Annotated in this window: 19 protein-coding genes and 3 tRNA genes; 3 read left to right on the plus strand and 19 right to left on the minus strand. The window is 67.7% G+C overall.

The annotated features are described in order from the left end of the window. Nucleotides 1–13 precede the first annotated feature (13 nt). The 10 genes from rpoB to ACRAKF_RS16885 all read right to left on the minus strand — a co-directional run bounded on the left by rpoB (nucleotide 14) and on the right by ACRAKF_RS16885 (nucleotide 10,474). Entirely contained in the window at nucleotides 14–3,499 is a 3,486-nt protein-coding gene (rpoB, locus tag ACRAKF_RS16840) for a DNA-directed RNA polymerase subunit beta (protein ID WP_447037987.1), read from the minus strand. 575 nt (nucleotides 3,500–4,074) lie between these two features. Continuing rightward, nucleotides 4,075–4,455: a 50S ribosomal protein L7/L12 gene (rplL, locus tag ACRAKF_RS16845; RefSeq protein WP_447037988.1), complete on the minus strand. Its 381-nt coding sequence runs from the start codon at nucleotides 4,453–4,455 to the stop codon at nucleotides 4,075–4,077. 113 nt (nucleotides 4,456–4,568) lie between these two features. Next, nucleotides 4,569–5,099 carry a 50S ribosomal protein L10 gene (gene rplJ, locus ACRAKF_RS16850; RefSeq protein ID WP_447037989.1) on the minus strand — a complete coding sequence of 177 codons (531 nt, stop codon included), beginning with the start codon at nucleotides 5,097–5,099 and terminating at the stop codon, nucleotides 4,569–4,571. A 261-nt stretch (nucleotides 5,100–5,360) separates the two neighbouring features. Next, nucleotides 5,361–6,362: a hypothetical protein gene (locus ACRAKF_RS16855; RefSeq protein WP_447037990.1), complete on the minus strand. Its 1,002-nt coding sequence runs from the start codon at nucleotides 6,360–6,362 to the stop codon at nucleotides 5,361–5,363. Nucleotides 6,363–6,489: 127 nt separating this feature from the next. After that, on the minus strand, nucleotides 6,490–7,392 hold the full coding sequence (locus tag ACRAKF_RS16860) for a hypothetical protein (RefSeq protein ID WP_447037991.1): 903 nt from the start codon (nucleotides 7,390–7,392) through the stop codon (nucleotides 6,490–6,492). Between the two features lie 176 nt (nucleotides 7,393–7,568). After that, entirely contained in the window at nucleotides 7,569–8,291 is a 723-nt protein-coding gene (gene rplA / locus ACRAKF_RS16865) for a 50S ribosomal protein L1 (RefSeq protein WP_447037992.1), read from the minus strand. 86 nt (nucleotides 8,292–8,377) lie between these two features. After that, on the minus strand, nucleotides 8,378–8,812 hold the full coding sequence (gene rplK, locus ACRAKF_RS16870; protein WP_355803871.1) for a 50S ribosomal protein L11: 435 nt from the start codon (nucleotides 8,810–8,812) through the stop codon (nucleotides 8,378–8,380). A gap of 196 nt (nucleotides 8,813–9,008) precedes the next feature. Beyond that, complete coding sequence (gene nusG, locus ACRAKF_RS16875; protein WP_447037993.1) at nucleotides 9,009–9,929, minus strand: transcription termination/antitermination protein NusG; 921 nt, start codon at nucleotides 9,927–9,929, stop codon at nucleotides 9,009–9,011. A gap of 77 nt (nucleotides 9,930–10,006) precedes the next feature. Next, a complete protein-coding gene (secE, locus tag ACRAKF_RS16880) occupies nucleotides 10,007–10,294 on the minus strand; it encodes a preprotein translocase subunit SecE (protein ID WP_447037994.1) in 288 nt (95 codons plus the stop codon). A gap of 107 nt (nucleotides 10,295–10,401) precedes the next feature. Next, a tRNA-Trp gene (locus ACRAKF_RS16885) sits at nucleotides 10,402–10,474 on the minus strand. 181 nt (nucleotides 10,475–10,655) lie between these two features. Here ACRAKF_RS16885 and ACRAKF_RS16890 point away from each other — a divergent pair. Further along, nucleotides 10,656–11,882, plus strand: a complete 1,227-nt coding sequence (locus ACRAKF_RS16890; protein ID WP_447037995.1) for a pyridoxal phosphate-dependent aminotransferase — start codon at nucleotides 10,656–10,658, stop codon at nucleotides 11,880–11,882. Between the two features lie 145 nt (nucleotides 11,883–12,027). Next, nucleotides 12,028–13,047 (plus strand): adenosine deaminase, encoded by a 1,020-nt coding sequence (locus ACRAKF_RS16895; RefSeq protein ID WP_447037996.1) that lies wholly within the window; start codon nucleotides 12,028–12,030, stop codon nucleotides 13,045–13,047. Here the strand turns inward: ACRAKF_RS16895 and ACRAKF_RS16900 are convergent. Further along, nucleotides 13,037–13,636 carry a TetR/AcrR family transcriptional regulator gene (locus ACRAKF_RS16900; RefSeq protein ID WP_447037997.1) on the minus strand — a complete coding sequence of 200 codons (600 nt, stop codon included), beginning with the start codon at nucleotides 13,634–13,636 and terminating at the stop codon, nucleotides 13,037–13,039. The two genes, ACRAKF_RS16895 and ACRAKF_RS16900, sit on opposite strands and share 11 nt — an antisense overlap. A 110-nt stretch (nucleotides 13,637–13,746) precedes the next feature. Here ACRAKF_RS16900 and ACRAKF_RS16905 point away from each other — a divergent pair, with 110 nt between their 5' ends. Beyond that, nucleotides 13,747–14,379 carry an NAD(P)-dependent oxidoreductase gene (locus ACRAKF_RS16905; RefSeq protein ID WP_447037998.1) on the plus strand — a complete coding sequence of 211 codons (633 nt, stop codon included), beginning with the start codon at nucleotides 13,747–13,749 and terminating at the stop codon, nucleotides 14,377–14,379. Between the two features lie 16 nt (nucleotides 14,380–14,395). On the opposite strand, the gene ACRAKF_RS16910 is transcribed toward ACRAKF_RS16905, so the two are convergent. The 8 genes from ACRAKF_RS16910 to ACRAKF_RS16945 all read right to left on the minus strand — a co-directional run bounded on the left by ACRAKF_RS16910 (nucleotide 14,396) and on the right by ACRAKF_RS16945 (nucleotide 19,302). After that, nucleotides 14,396–15,508, minus strand: coding sequence for a UDP-N-acetylmuramate dehydrogenase (locus ACRAKF_RS16910; protein ID WP_447042024.1), 1,113 nt, complete (start codon nucleotides 15,506–15,508; stop codon nucleotides 14,396–14,398). Nucleotides 15,509–15,556: 48 nt separating this feature from the next. After that, complete coding sequence (locus ACRAKF_RS16915; RefSeq protein ID WP_447037999.1) at nucleotides 15,557–16,999, minus strand: MFS transporter; 1,443 nt, start codon at nucleotides 16,997–16,999, stop codon at nucleotides 15,557–15,559. Between the two features lie 137 nt (nucleotides 17,000–17,136). Beyond that, nucleotides 17,137–17,694 (minus strand): TetR/AcrR family transcriptional regulator, encoded by a 558-nt coding sequence (locus ACRAKF_RS16920; RefSeq protein ID WP_447038000.1) that lies wholly within the window; start codon nucleotides 17,692–17,694, stop codon nucleotides 17,137–17,139. A 169-nt stretch (nucleotides 17,695–17,863) separates the two neighbouring features. Continuing rightward, the gene (locus tag ACRAKF_RS16925; protein WP_447038001.1) at nucleotides 17,864–18,292 is read right to left on the minus strand and encodes a MaoC family dehydratase; all 429 of its coding nucleotides are present in this window, start codon (nucleotides 18,290–18,292) and stop codon (nucleotides 17,864–17,866) included. A 4-nt stretch (nucleotides 18,293–18,296) separates the two neighbouring features. Continuing rightward, nucleotides 18,297–18,773: an FAS1-like dehydratase domain-containing protein gene (locus ACRAKF_RS16930; RefSeq protein ID WP_447038002.1), complete on the minus strand. Its 477-nt coding sequence runs from the start codon at nucleotides 18,771–18,773 to the stop codon at nucleotides 18,297–18,299. 85 nt (nucleotides 18,774–18,858) lie between these two features. Beyond that, the gene (gene rpmG, locus ACRAKF_RS16935) at nucleotides 18,859–19,023 is read right to left on the minus strand and encodes a 50S ribosomal protein L33 (protein WP_006347275.1); all 165 of its coding nucleotides are present in this window, start codon (nucleotides 19,021–19,023) and stop codon (nucleotides 18,859–18,861) included. Nucleotides 19,024–19,108: 85 nt separating this feature from the next. Continuing rightward, nucleotides 19,109–19,181, minus strand: a tRNA-Met gene (locus tag ACRAKF_RS16940). Between the two features lie 48 nt (nucleotides 19,182–19,229). Beyond that, nucleotides 19,230–19,302, minus strand: a tRNA-Thr gene (locus ACRAKF_RS16945). Nucleotides 19,303–19,570 lie beyond the last annotated feature (268 nt).

The following is a 19,570-nucleotide window of genomic DNA, read 5'->3' on the forward strand; positions in this document are numbered from 1 at the left end:
GCCGGCCAACCCGTCAGACCTCTTCGACGCTGCTCGGCTCGCGCCGGGACAGGTCGATACCGAGCTCTTCCGCCGCGCGGAAGACGTCCTCGTCGGTGTCACGCATCTCGATGGACATGCCGTCCGAGGACAGCACCTCCACGTTGAGACAGAGCGACTGCATTTCCTTGATGAGCACCTTGAAGGACTCAGGGATGCCGGGCTCGGGGATGTTCTCGCCCTTGACGATGGCCTCGTAGACCTTCACGCGGCCGGTCACGTCGTCGGACTTGATCGTCAGCAGCTCCTGGAGGGCGTACGCGGCGCCGTATGCCTCCAGCGCCCACACCTCCATCTCACCGAAGCGCTGACCACCGAACTGAGCCTTACCACCCAGCGGCTGCTGGGTGATCATCGAGTACGGGCCGGTCGAACGCGCGTGGAGCTTGTCGTCCACCAGGTGGTGGAGCTTGAGGATGTACATGTAGCCGACCGAGATCGGCTCCGGGAAGGGCTCACCCGAGCGGCCGTCGAACAGCGGGGCCTTACCGGTCGGGAGCACCATGCGCTCGCCGTCGCGGTTCGGGATCGTGTGCTCGAGCAGACCGGCCAGCTCGTCCTCGCGCGCACCGTCGAAGACGGGGGTCGCGACGTTCGTGCCGGGGTCGACCTGGTCGGCGCCGATGGCCTGGAGGCGCTGCGCCCACTCGTCCGCGAGGCCGGAGACGTCCCAGCCGCGGCTGGCGAGCCAGCCGAGGTGGATCTCCAGGACCTGTCCCGGGTTCATTCGGGACGGGACACCCAGCGGGTTCAGGATGATGTCGACCGGAGTTCCGTCCTCGAGGAACGGCATGTCCTCGATGGGCAGGATCTTCGAGATGACGCCCTTGTTGCCGTGACGGCCGGCGAGCTTGTCACCGTCCGTGATCTTGCGCTTCTGCGCCACGTAGACACGAACCAGCTGGTTCACGCCCGGCGGCAGCTCGTCGCCCTCTTCACGGTCGAAGACGCGGACGCCGATGACCTTGCCGATCTCGCCGTGCGGCACCTTCAGCGAGGTGTCGCGCACCTCGCGCGCCTTCTCACCGAAGATCGCGCGGAGCAGGCGCTCCTCCGGCGTCAGCTCGGTCTCACCCTTGGGCGTGACCTTGCCGACGAGGATGTCGCCGGCGACGACCTCGGCACCGATACGGATGATGCCGCGCTCGTCGAGGTCGGCGAGGACCTCTTCGGAGACGTTCGGGATGTCCCGGGTGATCTCCTCCGGGCCGAGCTTGGTGTCACGGGCGTCGACCTCGTGCTCCTCGATGTGGATCGAGGAGAGGACGTCGTCCTGCACGAGGCGCTGCGACAGGATGATCGCGTCCTCGTAGTTGTGACCCTCCCACGGCATGAACGCCACGAGCAGGTTCTTGCCGAGGGCCATTTCGCCCTCTTCGGTCGCGGGACCGTCGGCCAGGACCTGGCCCTCGATCACGCGGGCGCCCTCGTCGACGACAACCTTCTGGTTGACCGAGGTGCCCTGGTTCGACCGGGAGAACTTGGCGATGCGGTACGTGGTGTACGTGCCGTCGTCGTTGGTGACGGTGACGTAGTCCGCGGAGACCTCCTGGACCACACCCGCCTTCTCGGCCTTGATCACGTCACCGGCGTCGACCGCGCAGCGGTACTCCATGCCGGTGCCGACGAGGGGAGCCTCGGCGGTGATCAGCGGCACGGCCTGACGCATCATGTTCGCGCCCATGAGGGCACGGTTGGCGTCGTCGTGCTCCAGGAACGGGATCATGGCGGTCGCGACCGACACCATCTGGCGCGGCGAGACGTCCATGTAGTCGACGTCCGTGCCGGGCACGTAGTCGATCTCGCCGCCGCGGCGGCGGATCAGGACGCGGGCCTCGGCGAAGTGGAAGTCGTCCGTCAGCGGCGCGTTGGCCTGCGCGATGACGAAGCGGTCCTCCTCGTCGGCCGTCAGGTAGTCGACGTCGTCGGTGACCTGGCCGTCGACGACCTTGCGGTACGGCGTCTCGACGAAGCCGAACGCGTTGACGCGGCCGTACGAGGCGAGCGAACCGATCAGACCAATGTTCGGGCCCTCAGGGGTCTCGATCGGGCACATGCGGCCGTAGTGAGACGGGTGCACGTCACGGACCTCGAAGCCGGCCCGCTCACGGGAGAGACCACCCGGGCCAAGCGCCGACAGACGGCGCTTGTGGGTGAGACCCGACAGCGGGTTGTTCTGGTCCATGAACTGCGAGAGCTGGCTGGTGCCGAAGAACTCCTTGATGGAGGCGACGACCGGCCGGATGTTGATCAGGGTCTGCGGCGTGATCGCCTCGACGTCCTGGGTCGTCATCCGCTCGCGGACAACGCGCTCCATACGAGCCAGACCCGTGCGGACCTGGTTCTGGATGAGCTCGCCGACGTTGCGCAGACGACGGTTGCCGAAGTGGTCGATGTCGTCGGTCTCGACGACGATCGACGTGCCGCTGTCGCCAACGGTCTCGGTCTCACCGGCGTGCAGCTTCACCAGGTACTTGATCGAGGCGATGATGTCCTCGACCGTGAGGATGCCCGCGTCGAGCGGAGCGTCCGCACCCAGCTTCTTGTTGACCTTGTAGCGGCCGACCTTCGCGAGGTCGTAGCGCTTGGGATTGAAGTAGAGGTTCTCAAGCAGCGTCTGAGCGGCCTCACGGGTCGGCGGCTCGCCCGGACGGAGCTTGCGGTAGATGTCGAGCAGCGCGTCGTCCTGGCCCTGGGTGTGGTCCTTCTCCAGGGTGGCGCGCATGGACTCGTACTCGCCGAACTCCTCGAGGATCTGCTCGGTCGTCCAACCGAGAGCCTTGAGCAGAACGGTGACCGACTGCTTGCGCTTGCGGTCGATGCGGACACCGACCATGTCGCGCTTGTCGATCTCCATCTCCAGCCAGGCACCCCGGGACGGGATGATCTTGGCGGAGAAGATGTCCTTGTCGGACGTCTTGTCGATCGAGGAATCGAAGTAGACGCCCGGCGAACGGACCAGCTGCGACACGACGACACGCTCGGTGCCGTTGATGACGAAGGTGCCCTTGTTGGTCATGAGCGGGAAATCGCCCATGAAGACCGTCTGGGACTTGATCTCGCCGGTCTCGTTGTTGGTGAACTCGGCGGTGACGAAGAGCGGGGCGGCGAACGTGAAGTCGCGCTCCTTGCACTCGTCGATCGAGTTCTTGGGAGGCTCGAAACGGTGGTCGCGGAACGTCAGGGACATCGACCCGGAGAAGTCCTCGATCGGGGAGATCTCCTCGAAGATCTCCTCCAGACCGGACTTGGTGGGGACGTCCTGTCCGCTGTCCAGAGCCGCCTCGACACGAGCCTTCCACGCGTCATTGCCGAGCAGCCAGTCAAAGCTCTCGGTCTGCAGCGCAAGAAGGTTCGGAACCTCGAGGGGCTCCTTGATCTTTGCAAAGGAAATGCGCAGCGGGGCGGTGCTTGCGCCGTTGTTCGTATTCGCGGTCGAGGCAGTGCGCGAGGCGGCCAAGAGGGGGTCCTTCCGAGGGCTCGGACTCACTACGCGCGTACCGGTCCCAAGATGGACACAGGGACAGAATTCCCAGGTGAGGGAAGATTCGGTCCACGGTGCTCAAGCATGGGCATGCCCCTGGTGACGGGCAGGAGGCAGCTAACAGGCAGCGCAAAGGGTCAGTGTAGCCAAACGGCCCACTGATGTCCAGTGCGGGTTCTGGGAGACCCTCGTTGTTCTCAACCCCTGCTGCAAGCCACGTCCTCAACGCACATCGATACTGCCCTCTTCGTCGCCGATCCATGCCTCGGATGCGGATCGTTGTGACGACGCGTCCTGAGAATTGCGCGCTACGTGCGGTTCGTCAAGGCCCCCTTGCCCCGACGCGGCCCTGAGAACGTCACCGTCACGGGCCGTCCCGAGGCACAACGAAGATCACCATACTCGCCGCGTACGACATCGCAAGGCGACCTCCACGGGTGGCCCAGGAACGCCGAAAGGCGACCACCCACATGGGTGATCGCCTTTGGCGACCCGTGCGTTACAGCGTTTCCGCCATACGTACGGGGAAGAGAGTCAGACGACTCGTGAGGTCACTTGACCTCGACGGAGGCGCCGGCAGCCTTGAGGGACTCGGCAGCCTTCTCGGCGGCCTCCTTGGTGACCTTCTCGAGGACGGGCTTCGGGGTGCCGTCGACGAGGTCCTTGGCCTCCTTGAGACCCAGCGAGGTCAGCTCACGCACGACCTTGATGACCTGGATCTTCTTCTCGCCGGCGCCGGTGAGGACGACGTCGAACTCGTCCTGCTCCTCGGCGACCTCGGCGGCGGCGGCCGGGCCGGCCGGGGCGGCGGCAACCGCGGCGGCGGCGGTGACGTCGAACTTCTCCTCGAAGGCCTTCACGAACTCGGAGAGCTCGATGAGGGTGAGCTCCTCGAACTGGGCGAGCAGGTCTTCCTGGCTGAGCTTCGCCATGATGGGCGATCCTTCCACTAATTCGGCTGGTGCCGGGTGTATATGAAGGCGGGCGTACGTTCGGCCCGCTGCGACCGTCGTCCTAGCGGACGACGATCAATGCGCGAGCCGAATTACTCGGCACCGCCCTGCTCGGCCTTCTTGGCGCGAAGCGCTTCCGCGGTGCGGACGAACTTCGACGGCAGAGCCTGGAAGAGCTGCGCAGTCTGCGTCTGCTTGCCCTTCATGGCACCGGCCAGCTTGGCGAGCAGAACCTCGCGGGACTCGAGGTCCGCGAGCTTCTTGAACTCGTCGGCGGACAGCGCCTTGCCGTCAAGGACACCGCCCTTGATGACGAGGTCGGGGTTGTCCTTGGCGAAGTCACGAAGACCCTTCGCCGACTCCACCGGGTCACCGGTGACGAAGGCAACCGCCGTCGGACCCGTGAACAGGTCGTCCAGCGTGTTGATCCCGGCCTCATTGGCCGCGATCTTGGTCAGCGTGTTCTTCACCACGGCGTACTCGGAGTTTTCACCGAGGGAACGGCGCAGCTGCTTGAGCTGGGCCACGGTGAGACCCCGGTACTCGGTCAGCACGGCGGCGTTCGAGCTGCGGAACTTGTCCGTGAGCTCGGCTACCGCGGCAGCCTTGTCGGGCGTCGGCATAGAGCGTCGGCCTCCTTCCGGGTGATGAGGACCGCTCAGAAGGGGCCGACAAAACGAAACGCCCCGGCGCAGGCGCACGGGGCGTGAACTCGACCGGATCACAATCGATCCGGGAGTGCTTCCTCGGTCACCTGCGCGGGTCGTCCGCCGTCTCAGCGGATCCTTCGGCCACCGCCCCCTCTTGCGGGAGAACGGCAACGACCAGCGGTCTTTGGCTTCTGGGGAAGCGTACGCGAACGGGTCCGCGTCAGGCAAATCCGGTCAGACTCCGCTGTCCAGACCCAGGGCGTCCGTGTCCGAGGTGTCGCCCTCGCCGAGCTTTCCGAGCTCCTTGAACATCTCCATCAGGTCGAAGGTCTCACCGGCCGGCGGGGCGGTCACCTTCGCGGCGGTCCCGTAGTCGGAGAACTTCTGGGAGGTCTTGACCGTGCCCTCGGGGCTCTTGATGTCGATGTCCATACGGACCGGGTAGTCGTCCTCGTTGACCCAGACCTCGGTGTCGTAGCCCTTGATGCCCGACTTCTCGATGTTCTTGAAGAGCTGGTTCTTCTCGCTCTCGCTGAGCACGTCGTCGAGGGCGTCGTTCGTCTCCATCATCTCCTTGACGGTGAGACGGCCCTTGTAGCGCTCGGTCTTCGCGCCGTCGACCTCGGCGGAACCGGCGTGCTTGAGGTTCGGGGACTCCAGGAGCATCGCGAGCTGCTTGGACGGGTCCTGGGACAGGCTGTCCAGGCTGCCGGTCATCTGCTTCATGAGCTCGTCGTCGCCGGACTGCTCGGCGATGGCGCCCAGGTCCATCTTCATCCAGCGCTTGCCGCCCATGTCCTTGGCGGCCGCGGCGCCCACGTCCGCGTAGATGACGTCGTCGCTCATGAGCATCCGGATCTTCTCCGGAGCGTCCGGGTCACCCTGGGTGAGCGCGGAACCCGACATCGTCATGTCCACGACGGTGGGGTCCCAGCCCATGACGCCGGACATCTTCATCTCGCCCGACCCGCCCATCGCCTTGCCCATCTTTCCGGGCGGCGTGGTCATGGTCATCTGGACCTTGGCCGACTTGGCGGCCGTCGTCTTCTTGTAGGCCGCCGTGATGACGTCGGTGACCTGCGACTTGGACTGGATCCCCCCGGCCTTGTCGCTCTTGTTCCCCTCGCCGTCCGAGCCGCCACAGGCGACCGCGCCGGTACAGAGCAGCGCGGTGGCGAGCACGGCGCCCGCCACCCTCTTGCGGCCCTGGTTCCCTCGTACGACAACAGCAGTCATGACCCCACCCCTAGGAACGCATGATCGAAACACACATCATCGACACCAGTACTGGTAGCCGAGAGTACCCGAGGGCGGGAAAGGCGGCTTCTGGATAAGCCCTGGGTACCCGGGCTCGGTGCGGTGCCTAGGCCGCGGGCTGCTTCGCCATGAGGTCCTTGAAGCTCATGGTGTCGGAGGCCGGGGGCTTCTCGACGGAGAGCGGCGCGCCGTAATCGCTGTAGTAGGCGGTCTGCGAGAAGGGGCCGTTCTTCGTGGCGGCCTTCTCGATCTTCTTGACGAGGAGGTCGTCGTCGTTGACCCAGATGTCGATGGTCTCGGTCTCCATGCCGACCTGCTCGAACTGCTTCTTCAGCTCGGACATCTGGTCCGCGTCCAGGTCCGTGTTCTTGGCGGTGAAGTCCGCGATGTCGACCTTGCCCGAGTAGTGGGTGGCATTCGTCCCGCGGACCTTCTCCTCGCCCACGCGCTTCACGTCACCCGAGGCGAGCAGCATCTTCACCGACTGGTTCGGCGTGCTGTTCTGCATCTGGTCCTGGAAGGCCTCGCCCGCGGCGCCGCTCATCTCGGCCAGCGTGTCGTAGTCGTACTCGACCCAGTGCTTGCCGCCGCCCGCCTGGGCCGCGAACGTGTCGCCCATGTTCGCGTAGAAGCCGTTCTTCAGGTAGCGGTAGTCGAGCGTGGACTGGCCGAGCTGCTTCATCTGCTGCGCCTGGGCGCCACCGGTGAAGGAGACCGTGACCTCGCCGGTGATGCCGTCGGACCAGCCCATGACCCCCTTCATGTCCATCGTGGCCTGCGAACCCATGCTGGTCGTGCCGTCCACGCGGGCGGTGTCCGCCTTGTCGGTCGACTTCTCGACCGTGCGCAGGGCGGCTATGGGGCTGACCTTGATGCCACCCTTGTCGTCCGCACCGCCGGCCTTGTCGGAAGAACCGTCCGAGCCGCCCGATCCGCAGGCTGCCAGGCCCGTCAGCGCGGCGGCCACCGCGATCGAGAGACCCGTACGCCGCAACGTCGTGCTGTTCATGTAGTCCCACCCCTTGACTTGATCGACGACCCGCACGCTAGCGCAAGCCACTGACACACGTACCCGTATCCCCGCACACCCGTGTGTGCCCCGTACGAAAACAGGACGGGCCCCGCACCTCGAAAGGTTGCGGGGCCCGTCCACAGAACGCGTGCGCGACGCGGCTGCCGTCAGGATCAGACGGCGGCCGGGTCCTCCTCGACGAGGAGGTTGCGGGTGCGGTTCGAGTCCAGCGGAATGCCGGGGCCCATCGTGGTGGCGACGGCGGCCTTCTTGATGTAGCGACCCTTGGCGGCCGACGGCTTCAGACGGAGGATCTCCTCCAGGGCCGCGGCGTAGTTCTCCACCAGCTTGGTGTCGTCGAAGGACACCTTGCCGATGATGAAGTGCAGGTTCGAGTGCTTGTCGACGCGGAACTCGATCTTGCCGCCCTTGATGTCGTTGACAGCCTTCACGACATCGGGGGTCACGGTGCCGGTCTTCGGGTTCGGCATCAGACCACGCGGACCGAGCACGCGGCCGAGGCGGCCGACCTTGCCCATGAGGTCCGGGGTGGCGACGACGGCGTCGAAGTCCAGGCGGCCCTTCGCGACCTCGTCGATGAGCTCGTCGGCGCCGACGATGTCGGCTCCAGCGGCTTCCGCGGCCGCAGCACGGTCACCGGTCGCGAAGACCAGGACCCGGGCGGTCTTGCCGGTGCCGTGCGGGAGGTTCACGGTGCCGCGGACCATCTGGTCGGCCTTGCGCGGGTCGACACCCAGACGCATGGCGACCTCGACGGTGCCGTCGAACTTGGTCGAGGAGGTCTCCTTGGCGAGACGGACGGCCTCGAGCGGGGCGTACAGCTTCTCCCGGTCGATCTTGGCGTCCGCAGCGCGGAGAGTCTTGCTGCGCTTCACTTCTGCTCCTGTGTTGGCTCAGGTACGGAGTCGTGGTGCGGGCCGGCGCATGGCCCTACCACTGAGAGGTCAGACGGGGAAGGGTCTCAGCCCTCGACCGTGATGCCCATGGAACGGGCGGTGCCGGCGATGATCTTCGACGCGGCGTCCAGGTCGTTGGCGTTGAGGTCCTCCATCTTGGTGGTGGCGATCTCACGCACCTGGGCCTCGGTGATCTTGGCGACCTTGGTCTTGTGGGGCTCGCCGGAGCCCTTCTCGACACCAGCGGCCTTCAGGATCATCTTGGCGGCCGGCGGCGTCTTGGTGATGAAGGTGAAGGAGCGGTCTTCGTAGACCGTGATCTCCACCGGGATCACCCAGCCACGCTGCGACTCGGTCGCGGCGTTGTACGCCTTGCAGAACTCCATGATGTTGACGCCGTGCTGGCCCAGCGCGGGGCCGACCGGCGGAGCCGGGTTGGCCGCGCCGGCCTGGATCTGGAGCTTGATGAGCCCCGTGACCTTCTTCTTCTTGGGAGGCATTGCTCTCTCCGGGTCCTAGTGAGAGTTTTCAGCCAGCCATCCGGTCATCCGGATGGAGGCATACCGCACAACGATAACGGGTATAGTCGTGCAGCTAAAAACCGAGCAGGTCAGACCGGCTTTAGCAGCCCGTCTGACCTGGTCGGAGGCGTGTGTTCCAGAGGTAACCGGTACCCCTTGGATCAGTTCTTCTGGATCAGTTCTTCTGGATCTGGTCGAAGCTGAGCTCGACCGGGGTCTCGCGGCCGAAGATCTCGACGAGGCCCTTGACCTTCTTCGAGTCGGCGTTGATCTCGTTGATCGTCGCCTGGAGCGTCGCGAACGGGCCGTCGGTGACGGTGACCGAGTCGCCGACCTCGAAGTCGAGCACCTGGACCTCGAGCTTGCGGGCCGGAGCCGGCTTGCCCTCGGCCTCGGCGGCCTCGCGGGCGGCCTTCTCCTCGGCCTCCGGGGCGAGCATCTTGACGATCTCGTCCAGGGTCAGCGGGTACGGGTCGTAGGCGTTGCCCACGAAGCCGGTGACGCCGGGCGTGTTGCGGACGACGCCCCAGGACTCGTTCGTCAGGTCCATGCGCACCAGCACGTAGCCGGGGAGCTTGTTCTGGCGGATGGTCTTGCGCTCGCCGTTCTTGATCTGGGCGACCTCTTCCTGCGGCACCTCGGCCTGGAAGATGAAGTCCTCGACGTTGAGCGAGACGGCGCGCTGCTCGAGGTTGGTCTTCACGCGGTTCTCGTAACCGGCGTACGTGTGGATGACGTACCACTCGCCGGGGAGGGTGCGGAGCTCTTCGCGCAGGGCGACGATCGGGTCGACCGGCTCGGGCGCCTCTTCGGCGGTCTCCTCGTCGGCGGCCTCGGCGTCGGCGGTCTCCGCGTCGGCGTCGGTGCCCTCGTCCTCGTCGGACTCCTCGGAGGCGGCCTCGCCCTCGACGGACTCGTCGGCGGTCTCCGCGTCGCCCTCCAGGTGGACGGCGGCCTCCTCGGCGGCGTCGCCCGCGTCGGCGTCGGCTGCCTCGGCCTGATCCGGCTCCTCGGCGTCCGCCGCCTCGACGATGTCGAGCTCGTCCTCAGCGGACTCGACCGACTCGGTGGCGTCGTTCAGGTTCGGGTCAGACACGGTGGCTGCTTCTTCCTGGATACATGGGGTGGAACACGCGAATAGGGGCGCCGGGAACGGCGCCCTTCGCTCTCGGCTCAGCCGAAGATGTACTTGACAGCGTGGCTGAAGCCATAGTCAATCACGGTCACGAGACCGATCATGATGACGACGAAGACAATCACCACTGTGGTGTAGGTCGTGAGCTGACTGCGAGTCGGCCAGACGACCTTGCGGAGCTCCGCGATGATCTGGCGGTAGAAGAGCGCGAGACGGCCGAAGGGGCCCTTCTTGCCGCGCTTGCCGCCCTTGCGGGCCTTCCTCTGGGACTCCGCCGTCTCGTCCTGGGCATCAGGCTTGTCGATGGAGCCCACGGCGTCCGTCACTCGTCCTCACCTGATTCCGGGTCGTGGCCGTGCCGCGCCCGGTTGAGCCGCACGGCGGTGCATTGCAGTACGTACATGCGCACACATCCTGGCGAAGGAGTGTGTAGCAGGGCCGGAGGGACTTGAACCCCCAACCGCTGGTTTTGGAGACCAGTGCTCTACCAATTGAGCTACGACCCTTTGATTTCCCCCAACCTACCGCATCCGCCCATATGCACGGAGTGCGTGGAGAGGGTGCGGCCGGTGAGGGCCAACGAGCAGTGAGTGTACGTGGTCCGCGGCGCTCCGTCGAACAGAATGGATGGCGATGCTCCGGGAAACCCACGCGCCGGGGCCGTTTCGGGTCTGGAACGATGGGGTCATGAGCGCTGAAACTTCTCCGACCGAGCGCCGGGTGTCCGCGCGCATCGGCGCGATCTCCGAGTCCGCGACCCTCGCCGTCGACGCCAAGGCCAAGGCCCTCAAGGCAGCCGGGCGCCCGGTGATCGGCTTCGGCGCGGGTGAGCCCGACTTCCCCACTCCGGACTACATCGTCGAGGCGGCCGTCGAGGCCTGCAAGAACCCGAAGTTCCACCGCTACACACCGGCCGGGGGCCTCCCCGAGCTGAAGGCCGCGATCGCCGCCAAGACCCTGCGCGACTCGGGGTACGAGGTGGACGCCTCGCAGATCCTGGTCACCAACGGCGGCAAGCAGGCCATCTACGAGGCCTTCGCCGCGATCCTCGACCCGGGTGACGAGGTCATCGTCCCGGCTCCCTACTGGACGACGTACCCGGAGTCGATCCGTCTCGCCGGCGGTGTCCCGGTCCCGGTCGTCGCCGACGAGACCACCGGGTACCGCGTCTCGGTCGAGCAGTTGGAGGCCGCCCGCACCGAGCGCACCAAGATGGTGCTCTTCGTCTCGCCGTCGAACCCCACGGGTGCCGTCTACAGCGAGGCCGACGCCGAGGCGATCGGCCACTGGGCCATTGAGCACGGCCTGTGGGTCATGACCGACGAGATCTACGAACACCTCGTCTACGGAGACGCGAAGTTCACCTCGCTCCCCGCGCTCCTCCCCGAGCTGCGCGACAAGTGCGTCGTGGTCAACGGCGTCGCCAAGACGTACGCGATGACCGGCTGGCGGGTCGGCTGGATCATCGGCCCGAAGGACGTCGTGAAGGCCGCGACGAACCTCCAGTCGCACGCCACGTCGAACGTCTCCAACGTGGCCCAGGCCGCGGCCCTCGCCGCCGTCTCCGGCGACCTGGTCGCCGTCGACACGATGCGCGAGGCCTTCGACCGGCGCCGCAGGACCATCGTGCGGATGCTCAACGACATCGAGGGCGTGCTCTGCCCGGAGCCCGAGGGCGCCTTCTACGTCTACCCCTCGGTGAAGGGCCTGATCGGCAAGGAGATCCGCGGCAAGCGCCCGCAGGACTCCGTCGAGCTGGCCGCGCTGATCCTGGAGGAGGCCGAGGTCGCGGTGGTTCCCGGTGAGGCCTTCGGGACGCCGGGTTACCTGCGCCTTTCGTACGCGCTCGGTGACGAGGACCTCGTCGAGGGCGTCTCGCGCGTCCAGAAGCTGCTGGCCGAGGCGCGCGACTGAGAACGACCCGCCTCGCGGGAAAACACGCTCCACGCGCGCGTGCGGGCCGTCTCTCTCCGGAGGGGCGGCCCGTTTCTTCGTTCGGGGAGGCCACGAAGGTGGAAGCGGCTTCCGGGACCCCCCGTGCGTACGGCAAGATCCTCCAATGGAGCGTGTACGAGACGTAAGAGAGCTGCCCAAGGCACATCTGCACCTGCACTTCACCGGGTCGATGCGGCCCGGGACCCTGCTGGAGCTCGCCGACAAGTACGGGGTGCGCCTCCCGGACGCGCTGACCGGCGCCGAGCCGCCGAGACTGCGCGCCACCGACGAGCGCGGCTGGTTCCGCTTCCAGCGGCTCTATGACGCCGCTCGCTCCTGTCTGCGTGAGCCCGAGGACATCCGGCGCCTGGTGCGCGAGGCCGCCGAGGAGGATCTGCGGGACGGCTCCGGGTGGCTGGAGATCCAGGTCGACCCGACCTCGTACGCGCCGCGGCTCGGCGGTCTGATCCCGGCCCTGGAGATCATCCTGGACGCGGTCGAGAGCGCCTCGCGGGACACCGGCCTCGGTATACGCGTACTCGTCGCCGCGAACCGCATGAAGCACCCGCTGGACGCCCGCACGCTGGCACGGCTCGCGGTGCGGTACGCCGATCGCGGCATCGTCGGCTTCGGGCTCTCCAACGACGAACGCCGCGGCATGGCCCGCGACTTCGACCGGGCCTTCGCCATCGCGCGGGACGGCGGGCTCCTCGCGGCACCGCACGGCGGTGAGCTGACGGGGCCCGCTTCGGTGCGGGACTGCCTCGACGACCTGCACGCGGCGCGGATCGGGCACGGGGTGCGGGCGGCCGAGGACCCACGGCTCCTGAAGCGGCTCGCGGACCGCGGCGTGACGTGCGAGGTCTGTCCGGCGTCCAACGTCGCCCTCGGCGTCTACGAGAAGCCCGGGGACGTACCCCTGCGGACCCTTTTCGACGCCGGGGTGCCGATGGCGCTCGGCGCCGACGACCCACTGCTCTTCGGGTCGCGCCTCGCCGCCCAGTACGAGCTGGCGCGCGAGCACCACGGCTTCGACGACGCCGAGCTGGCCGAGCTGGCCCGGCAGTCGGTCCGCGGCTCGGCCGCGCCCGTGGACGTACGGGAGCGGCTGCTTGCCGGGGTCGACACGTGGCTCAGCGGCTGACACCCGCGAGGAGGGTGCGGGCGAGGGCCGCCGCGAACTCCTCGACGGGCTGCGGTGGCCGCTTGCCGACCACGGCGTCGTAGGCGAAGGCGCGCTGCGCGCAGGCGCCCAGGAGCAGCGAGGCTGCCGCGAAGGTGTCGGCGTCGGGGGCGATCCGGCCGGCGTCGCGCTCGGCACGGAGGTAGGCGTCCAGGGCCTCGATGGGGACGTGGGGTCCCTTGCCCATCTTCTGGAGCGCGTCCTCATGGCGGCGCTTGAGCTTGGTCTCGGCGTACAGGGACGCGGCGATCGGGAAGCTCTCGGCGTAGAAATCGCTGGCCAGGCGGGCGATTTCCGTGAGGTTCTCCTCCACGCCGCGCTCCCCCGGCTCCTCGGTGAGACGCTGGAGCAGCGGGCCGAGCCGGGGCAGCCGCTCCTGGAGGACGCTCACGAACAGCTCCTCCTTGTTCGCGAAATGCTTGTAGAGCGCGGCTTCGGAGCAGCCGGCCGCCTTGGCGATCTCCTTGGTGGTGGCGCGGGAGAGGCCGAGGGTCAGCATCAGTTCATGTGCCGCGTCCAGGATGCGGGCCCGGGTGGGCTTCTGCTGCATGTGTCGTCCAACCAGACTTGACGAGTGAGTGAGTACTTACCCACCCTAGGGGTGAGTGAATACTTACCCACCTGGTGTTCACCTCACTACCCACTCGGGGAGGACGAACCATGAAGCTCACGGTGTTCGGTGCGACCGGCGGCATCGGCGGAGAGATCGTCAGGCAGGCACTCACGGCGGGGCACCAGGTCACGGCCGTGGTGCGTGACCCCGCCCGGTTCACTGCCGAGGGAGCGGACCTGGAGGTGTTCCGGGCCGACCTCAAGGACCCCGAGGCGCTTCGGGCGGCGGTGGCGGGGCGGGACGCGGTGCTCTCCGGGCTCGGTGCCCGCAGGCGCGCGGACGCCGGAGTCGCCACGGGGCTCACGCGGTCGGTCCTGGCGGCGATGGACGCCGAGGCGGTGCGCAGGATCCTCGTGGTCAGCGCCGCCCCGCTCGGCCCCCCGGCCCCACGGCAGCCGCTGGCCGACCGGGCGATGCTCGCGTTGGTCGGCGCGGTCCTCAAGAGCGTCTACGACGACCTGCGGAGCATGGAGGCCGAGCTGGCCCGGAGCGCCACGGACTGGACGTCGGTCCGGCCGCCGAGGCTCCAGGACAAGCCCCTGACCGGCGTCTACCGGAAGGCCGTCGGCGGCACCCCGCGCAGCGGACGCTTCATCGGCCGCGCCGATGTCGCGCACGCCATGCTGTCGATGATCGCCGACCCGTCGACGGTGAAGCAGGGGGTGGGGGTGGCGTACTAGATCCTGTCGTCTGCCCCTACAGGCTGACGCCCACCGTCACCGGCTCGTTGACCAGCGTGATCCCGAAGGCGTCCCGGACCCCGGCCACGACCTCGCGGGCCAGCGCCAGGAGGTCCTCGGTGGTCGCGCCGCCGCGGTTGGTGAGGGCCAGGGTGTGCTTGGTGGAGATGCGCGCCCGGCCCTTTCCGTAGCCCTTGGTGAAGCCCGCCTTGTCGATGAGCCAGGCGGCGGAGGTCTTCACACGGCCGTCGCCCGCCGGGAAGCCGGGCGGCGTGACGTCCGGGCCGAGGCGGTCCGCCACGCGCGCGTGGAAGGCGGCGAACTGCTCCTCGGTGAGGATCGGGTTGGTGAAGAACGACCCGGCCGACCAGCTGTCGTGGTCCTCGGGGTCGAGCACCATGCCTTTGCCCGCCCGCAGCTTCAGGACGGTCTCCCTGGCCACCGCCGCGGGCACCCGGTCGCCCGCCTCCACGCCGAGCGTGCGCGCCGTCTCCGGGTACTTGACGGGGGCGCTCATCCCACCCGCGTCCTCGAGCGCGAAGCGGACCCGCAGGACCACGAAACGGTCGGCGTCGGCCTTGAAGCGGCTGTGCCGGTAGGAGAAGTCGCACTCGGCGTTCGGAATCACGACCGTCTCGTGCGACCGCCGGTCGTACGCGATCACTTCGGTGATCGTCGACGAGACCTCCTGGCCGTACGCGCCCACGTTCTGGATCGGCGTCGCACCGGCCGAGCCGGGGATTCCGGCCAGGCACTCGATGCCGGCGAGGCCCGCCTCGACGGTGCGTTCGACCGCGTCCGTCCAGACCTCACCGGCGGCCAGCTCCAGCTTCGTCCCGTCGAGCTCGAAGCCCTTGGTGGCGATGCGCAGGGCGGTGCCGTCGAATCCCTTGTCGCCGATGACCAGGTTCGATCCACCGCCGATGAGCAGCAGTGGCGTACCGGATGCGTCGGCTTCGCGGACGGCTTCGACCACCTCGGCGTCGGTCGTCGCGGTGATCAGGCGGGTCGCGGGGCCGCCGAGACGGAAGGTCGTCAGCGGGGCGAGCGGGGCGTCATGGAGTTCCTGCACGTGCCCAAGAGTACGAGAGCGGCCCCGCCGATCCCGGCGGGGCCGTACTGGTGGCAGCCGCAGGCGGCACTGGCGGCGACGGCTGGCGGCTGGCGGCTGGCGGCCTCAGGCGGTCAGCAGCTCGTCCTTCCGTCGCTCCGGCGCCTCCGGGGTCTGGCCGGGCGTGCCCCCGCCGCGACGCGAGGGGATGCACAGCGCGGCCACCGAGGCCAGCGCCACCGTCACGGCGCCGACCCACAGGGCGGGTTCCAGGCCGTCCACGAAGCCCTGCGGCGAGTCGAGGCTGCCCTGCGCCGAGAAAACCGAGGACATGACGGCTATGCCGAGGGCGCCGCCCACCTCGCGCAGCGCGTTGTTGGCGCCCGACGCGATGCCGTGCTCGTGCGGCGCGACGCTGGACATGACCAGGGCGGAGGCCGGAGCGAAGTACAGGGACATCCCGATGCCGCTGATGATCAGGGCAGGGAGCTGAGAGGCGTACGTGGCGTCGGACGCGACCACCGCCCCGTACCAGCCCAGGCCGACGGCCTGGAGGAACAGCCCGGCGGCGACGACCGGCCGGCCGCCGATGCGGTCGGAGAGGTAGCCCGCCAGGGGCGCGACGAGCATCGGCATGCCGGTCCAGGGCAGCATCCGCAGCCCCGCCTCCGTGGGCGAGTACCCGAGCACCCTCTGCATGTACTGGCTGAGCAGGAAGATCGAGCCGAACATGCCGAGGAACATCAGCAGGCTCGCCGCGTTGATCCCGGAGAACGCGCGGCTGCGGAAGAGGCGCATGGGCAGCATCGGCGCCTTGCTGCGGATGCCGTGGTGGACGAACCCGGCGAGCAGCGCGGTGCCCGCGATGAGCCCGGTGAGCACGGTGACGCTGCTCCAGCCGTCGAGCGGCCCGCGCACCAGGGCGTAGACGATGCCGAAGAGGCCGCCACTGGCGAGCACGGTGCCGGTGATGTCCAGGCGCGCCCCGGGCCCGTACGACTCGACAAGGCGGAGGCGGGCCAGCGGCAGCAGGGCCAGGCCGATCGGGACGTTCAGCCAGAAGATCCAGTGCCAGGAGATGTGCTCGGTGAGGCTGCCGCCGATGAGGGGCCCGCCGGCGACCGCGAGGCCGTTGACGGCGCCCCATATCCCGTACGCCATGCCGCGCCTGTCCGCCGGCACGGCCGCCGTCAGCAGGGTCAGCGTCAGCGGCATCATGATCGCGGCGCCGACGCCCTGCACCGCGCGGGCGGCGATCAGCTGCTCCAGGCCGGGCGCGAGGGCCGCCCCGGCGGACGCCACGGTGAAGATCGCGAGGCCCACGATGAACAGCTTGCGGCGGCCGAAACGGTCGCCCAGAGCCGCGCCGAACATCAGCAGCACGGCGAAGGTGAGGGTGTAGGCGCTCACCGTCCACTCCAGGTCGTGCATACCGCCGCCGAAGTCCTCGTGGATGGAGGGCAGGGCGGTGGTGACGACGAGGTTGTCGAGCGCCGCCATGAATCCGGCGACGCTGGTGATGACGAGGGCCCAGACCGCTCCCCCGGGCCGTGCCGACTGCTGTGACATCGCTTCCCCCAAAGATTAGTTATTGATGACTAACTTTTGCGGCCATAAAAATCCGCACCGCACGCGCGTGCGCTCCACCTCGGCGCTCACCACCTCACGCGCGCGTGCACGGCACCTCACGGACGCCCGCGCCGGACTCATCCCTTCGGCTGCGCCGAGTCGTAGAACCCTCGCCACACCCGGTGATCGGGCCGGAACCCCATCGACACCAGGACGTTGATCAACATCCCGTACGCCAGGAAGGACGTCGCCTCATCGGCATCCCCGCCCTGGATGAGCACGACCGTGTCGTACATCTCCATCCAGGCGGCCCGAAGCGCCTCCCCGAACTCCCGGTCGCCGCCCGCCTCCGCGGAGGCCACCGCGACGTACATCTGCATCTGCATGAGCAGCATGTCCGGGTCGTCGGCGATGAGCGCCCGATAGGCCTCCCCCGCGGCATGGACGGCTTCCTCCGCCTCCAGCCCCTCGGCGGCCCGCCTGAAGACCTCGTTGACCTCCCGGCAGCACCGCTCGGAGGCGGCGAGGAAGATGGCCTGCTTGCTCGGGAAGAGCCGGAAGAGATACGGCTGCGAGACCCCCACACGCTTGGCGATGACCTCGGTGGAGGTGCCCTTGTAGCCACCGCGGGCGAATTCGACCATCGCCGCACGGATGACGCTCTCGCGTCGCTCCTCAGCGCTCATCCTGACCATGCGAGTAAGTTAGTGGCCAATCACTAAGCAGTCAAGGCCCACAAATGAGGGAGCGCCGCCAGGAGGGCCGCCGTAACGCCGTAAGGGGCGTCCTCAATGGAGAACGCCCCTTACCAACAGCTATGCGACTGATAGCGACCGGCCGCCAGGCCAGTCGCCAGGCCGGCCGTCAGGCCAGCCGTACGACCGCTCGCGACATGCCGAGGACCTTCAGACCCGCGCTCCTCGCGAGGAGGTCGACCCGTACGCGGTTGTCGTCGAGCTTCTCCGCGACCTTGGCGCTGACCTCGATGGTGGCTCCCTGATCGTCGTTCGGGACGACGACGGGCTTGGTGAAGCGCACGCCGTACTCCTCGATCGCCCCGGGGTCGCCCACCCAGTCGGTCACCACACGGATCGCCTCGGCCATGGTGAACATGCCATGCGCGATGACGTCGGGGAGACCGACCTCGACCGCGAACTTCTCGTTCCAGTGGATCGGGTTGAAGTCCCCGGACGCGCCCGCGTACCGCACGAGTGTGGCGCGTGTCACCGGGAAGCTCTGCGGCGGCAGTTCGGTACCGACCTCGACGTCACCGTAGGAAATCTTCGCCGTCATGGCTTCAGGCCCCCTCTTCCGCGGGCTCGGCCGCGGGCTCCGCCGCGCGCGCGACGAGTTTGGTCCAGGCGGTCATCACGTGCTCGCCGGCCTCGTCGTGGACCTCGCCGCGAATGTCGATGATCTCGTTTCCCGCGAGCGTCTTGATGTTCTCGATGGTCGACGTGACCGAAAGCCTGTCGCCCGCGCGCACCGGGCGGGTATAGGTGAACTTCTGGTCGCCGTGCACCACGCGGCTGTAATCGAGCCCGAGCTGCGGGTCCTCGATTACCTGGCCCGCGGCCTTGAAAGTGATCGCGAACACAAAAGTCGGCGGGGCGATCACATCGGGGTGACCGAGCGCCTCGGCGGCCTTCGCGTCGGTGTACGCGGGATTGGCGTCGCCCACCGCCTCTGCGAACTCGCGGATCTTCTCCCGGCCGACCTCATAAGGATCGGTGGGCGGATAGGACCGCCCCACGAAGGACTGGTCGAGCGCCATGGACTCGGTACCTCCTGTGGTTGGTTGAGTGAACGACACGAGGCCGCCCCCAAAATCGGGGACGGCCTCGGGTACGAGCCTGTTTTTAGCGCGTTTCGCGGTGCGCAGTGTGCGCCTTGCAACGCGGGCAGTGCTTCTTCATCTCAAGACGGTCCGGGTTGTTACGCCGGTTCTTCTTGGTGATGTAGTTCCGCTCCTTGCACTCCACGCAGGCCAGCGTGATCTTCGGGCGGACGTCGGTGGCAGCCACGTGAGTGCTCCTTGGACGGATGGACGGATGAACGCATACAAGAGTAGCCGATCGAAGGACCGACCCCACAATCGGCTACCAGTAGTAGCGGTGACCGGACTTGAACCGGTGACACAGCGATTATGAGCCGCTTGCTCTACCGACTGAGCTACACCGCTGCGATGCCCTGATCACCTCGCCCGAAGGCGAGGATCACTTGACATCAGAGCCCCAATGCGGAATCGAACCGCAGACCTTCTCCTTACCATGGAGACGCTCTACCGACTGAGCTATTGGGGCGAGCGATGAAGACATTACACGGTTGGTCGCCGATCGCCCAAATCCGTTTCCCGACGGTTCTACGCGGCCATCCGGAGAGCCGTCCCAGGCGTCTGTGACCGCCTCATCCGTACCGCGTCCGGACCCTCACACCACACCGGTACGACTATTGCGCTCCTCCTCGAAGCGGACCTGTCGCCGTCCTAGGCTCGGCACACGCTGTGTGATCTTGGCGCCCCATCGCATCCACAGCAGCCACCCGACCCCACAGCAGCCGCCCCAGAACCCC

This window comes from Streptomyces sp. DSM 118878 (assembly GCF_052936595.1).

What these genes read in the sequence shown, in the direction of transcription:
- rplL (WP_447037988.1), bottom strand. Translation starts at nt 4,455, where the DNA reads ATGGCGAAGCTCAGCCAGGAAGACCTGCTCGCCCAGTTCGAGGAGCTC.
- rplJ (WP_447037989.1), bottom strand. Translation starts at nt 5,099, where the DNA reads ATGCCGACGCCCGACAAGGCTGCCGCGGTAGCCGAGCTCACGGACAAG.
- ACRAKF_RS16855 (WP_447037990.1), bottom strand. Translation starts at nt 6,362, where the DNA reads ATGACTGCTGTTGTCGTACGAGGGAACCAGGGCCGCAAGAGGGTGGCG.
- ACRAKF_RS16860 (WP_447037991.1), bottom strand. Translation starts at nt 7,392, where the DNA reads ATGAACAGCACGACGTTGCGGCGTACGGGTCTCTCGATCGCGGTGGCC.
- rplK (WP_355803871.1), bottom strand. Translation starts at nt 8,812, where the DNA reads ATGCCTCCCAAGAAGAAGAAGGTCACGGGGCTCATCAAGCTCCAGATC.
- ACRAKF_RS16890 (WP_447037995.1), top strand. Translation starts at nt 10,656, where the DNA reads ATGAGCGCTGAAACTTCTCCGACCGAGCGCCGGGTGTCCGCGCGCATC.
- ACRAKF_RS16895 (WP_447037996.1), top strand. Translation starts at nt 12,028, where the DNA reads ATGGAGCGTGTACGAGACGTAAGAGAGCTGCCCAAGGCACATCTGCAC.
- ACRAKF_RS16900 (WP_447037997.1), bottom strand. Translation starts at nt 13,636, where the DNA reads ATGCAGCAGAAGCCCACCCGGGCCCGCATCCTGGACGCGGCACATGAA.
- ACRAKF_RS16905 (WP_447037998.1), top strand. Translation starts at nt 13,747, where the DNA reads ATGAAGCTCACGGTGTTCGGTGCGACCGGCGGCATCGGCGGAGAGATC.
- ACRAKF_RS16915 (WP_447037999.1), bottom strand. Translation starts at nt 16,999, where the DNA reads ATGTCACAGCAGTCGGCACGGCCCGGGGGAGCGGTCTGGGCCCTCGTC.
- ACRAKF_RS16920 (WP_447038000.1), bottom strand. Translation starts at nt 17,694, where the DNA reads ATGGTCAGGATGAGCGCTGAGGAGCGACGCGAGAGCGTCATCCGTGCG.
- ACRAKF_RS16925 (WP_447038001.1), bottom strand. Translation starts at nt 18,292, where the DNA reads ATGACGGCGAAGATTTCCTACGGTGACGTCGAGGTCGGTACCGAACTG.
- ACRAKF_RS16930 (WP_447038002.1), bottom strand. Translation starts at nt 18,773, where the DNA reads ATGGCGCTCGACCAGTCCTTCGTGGGGCGGTCCTATCCGCCCACCGAT.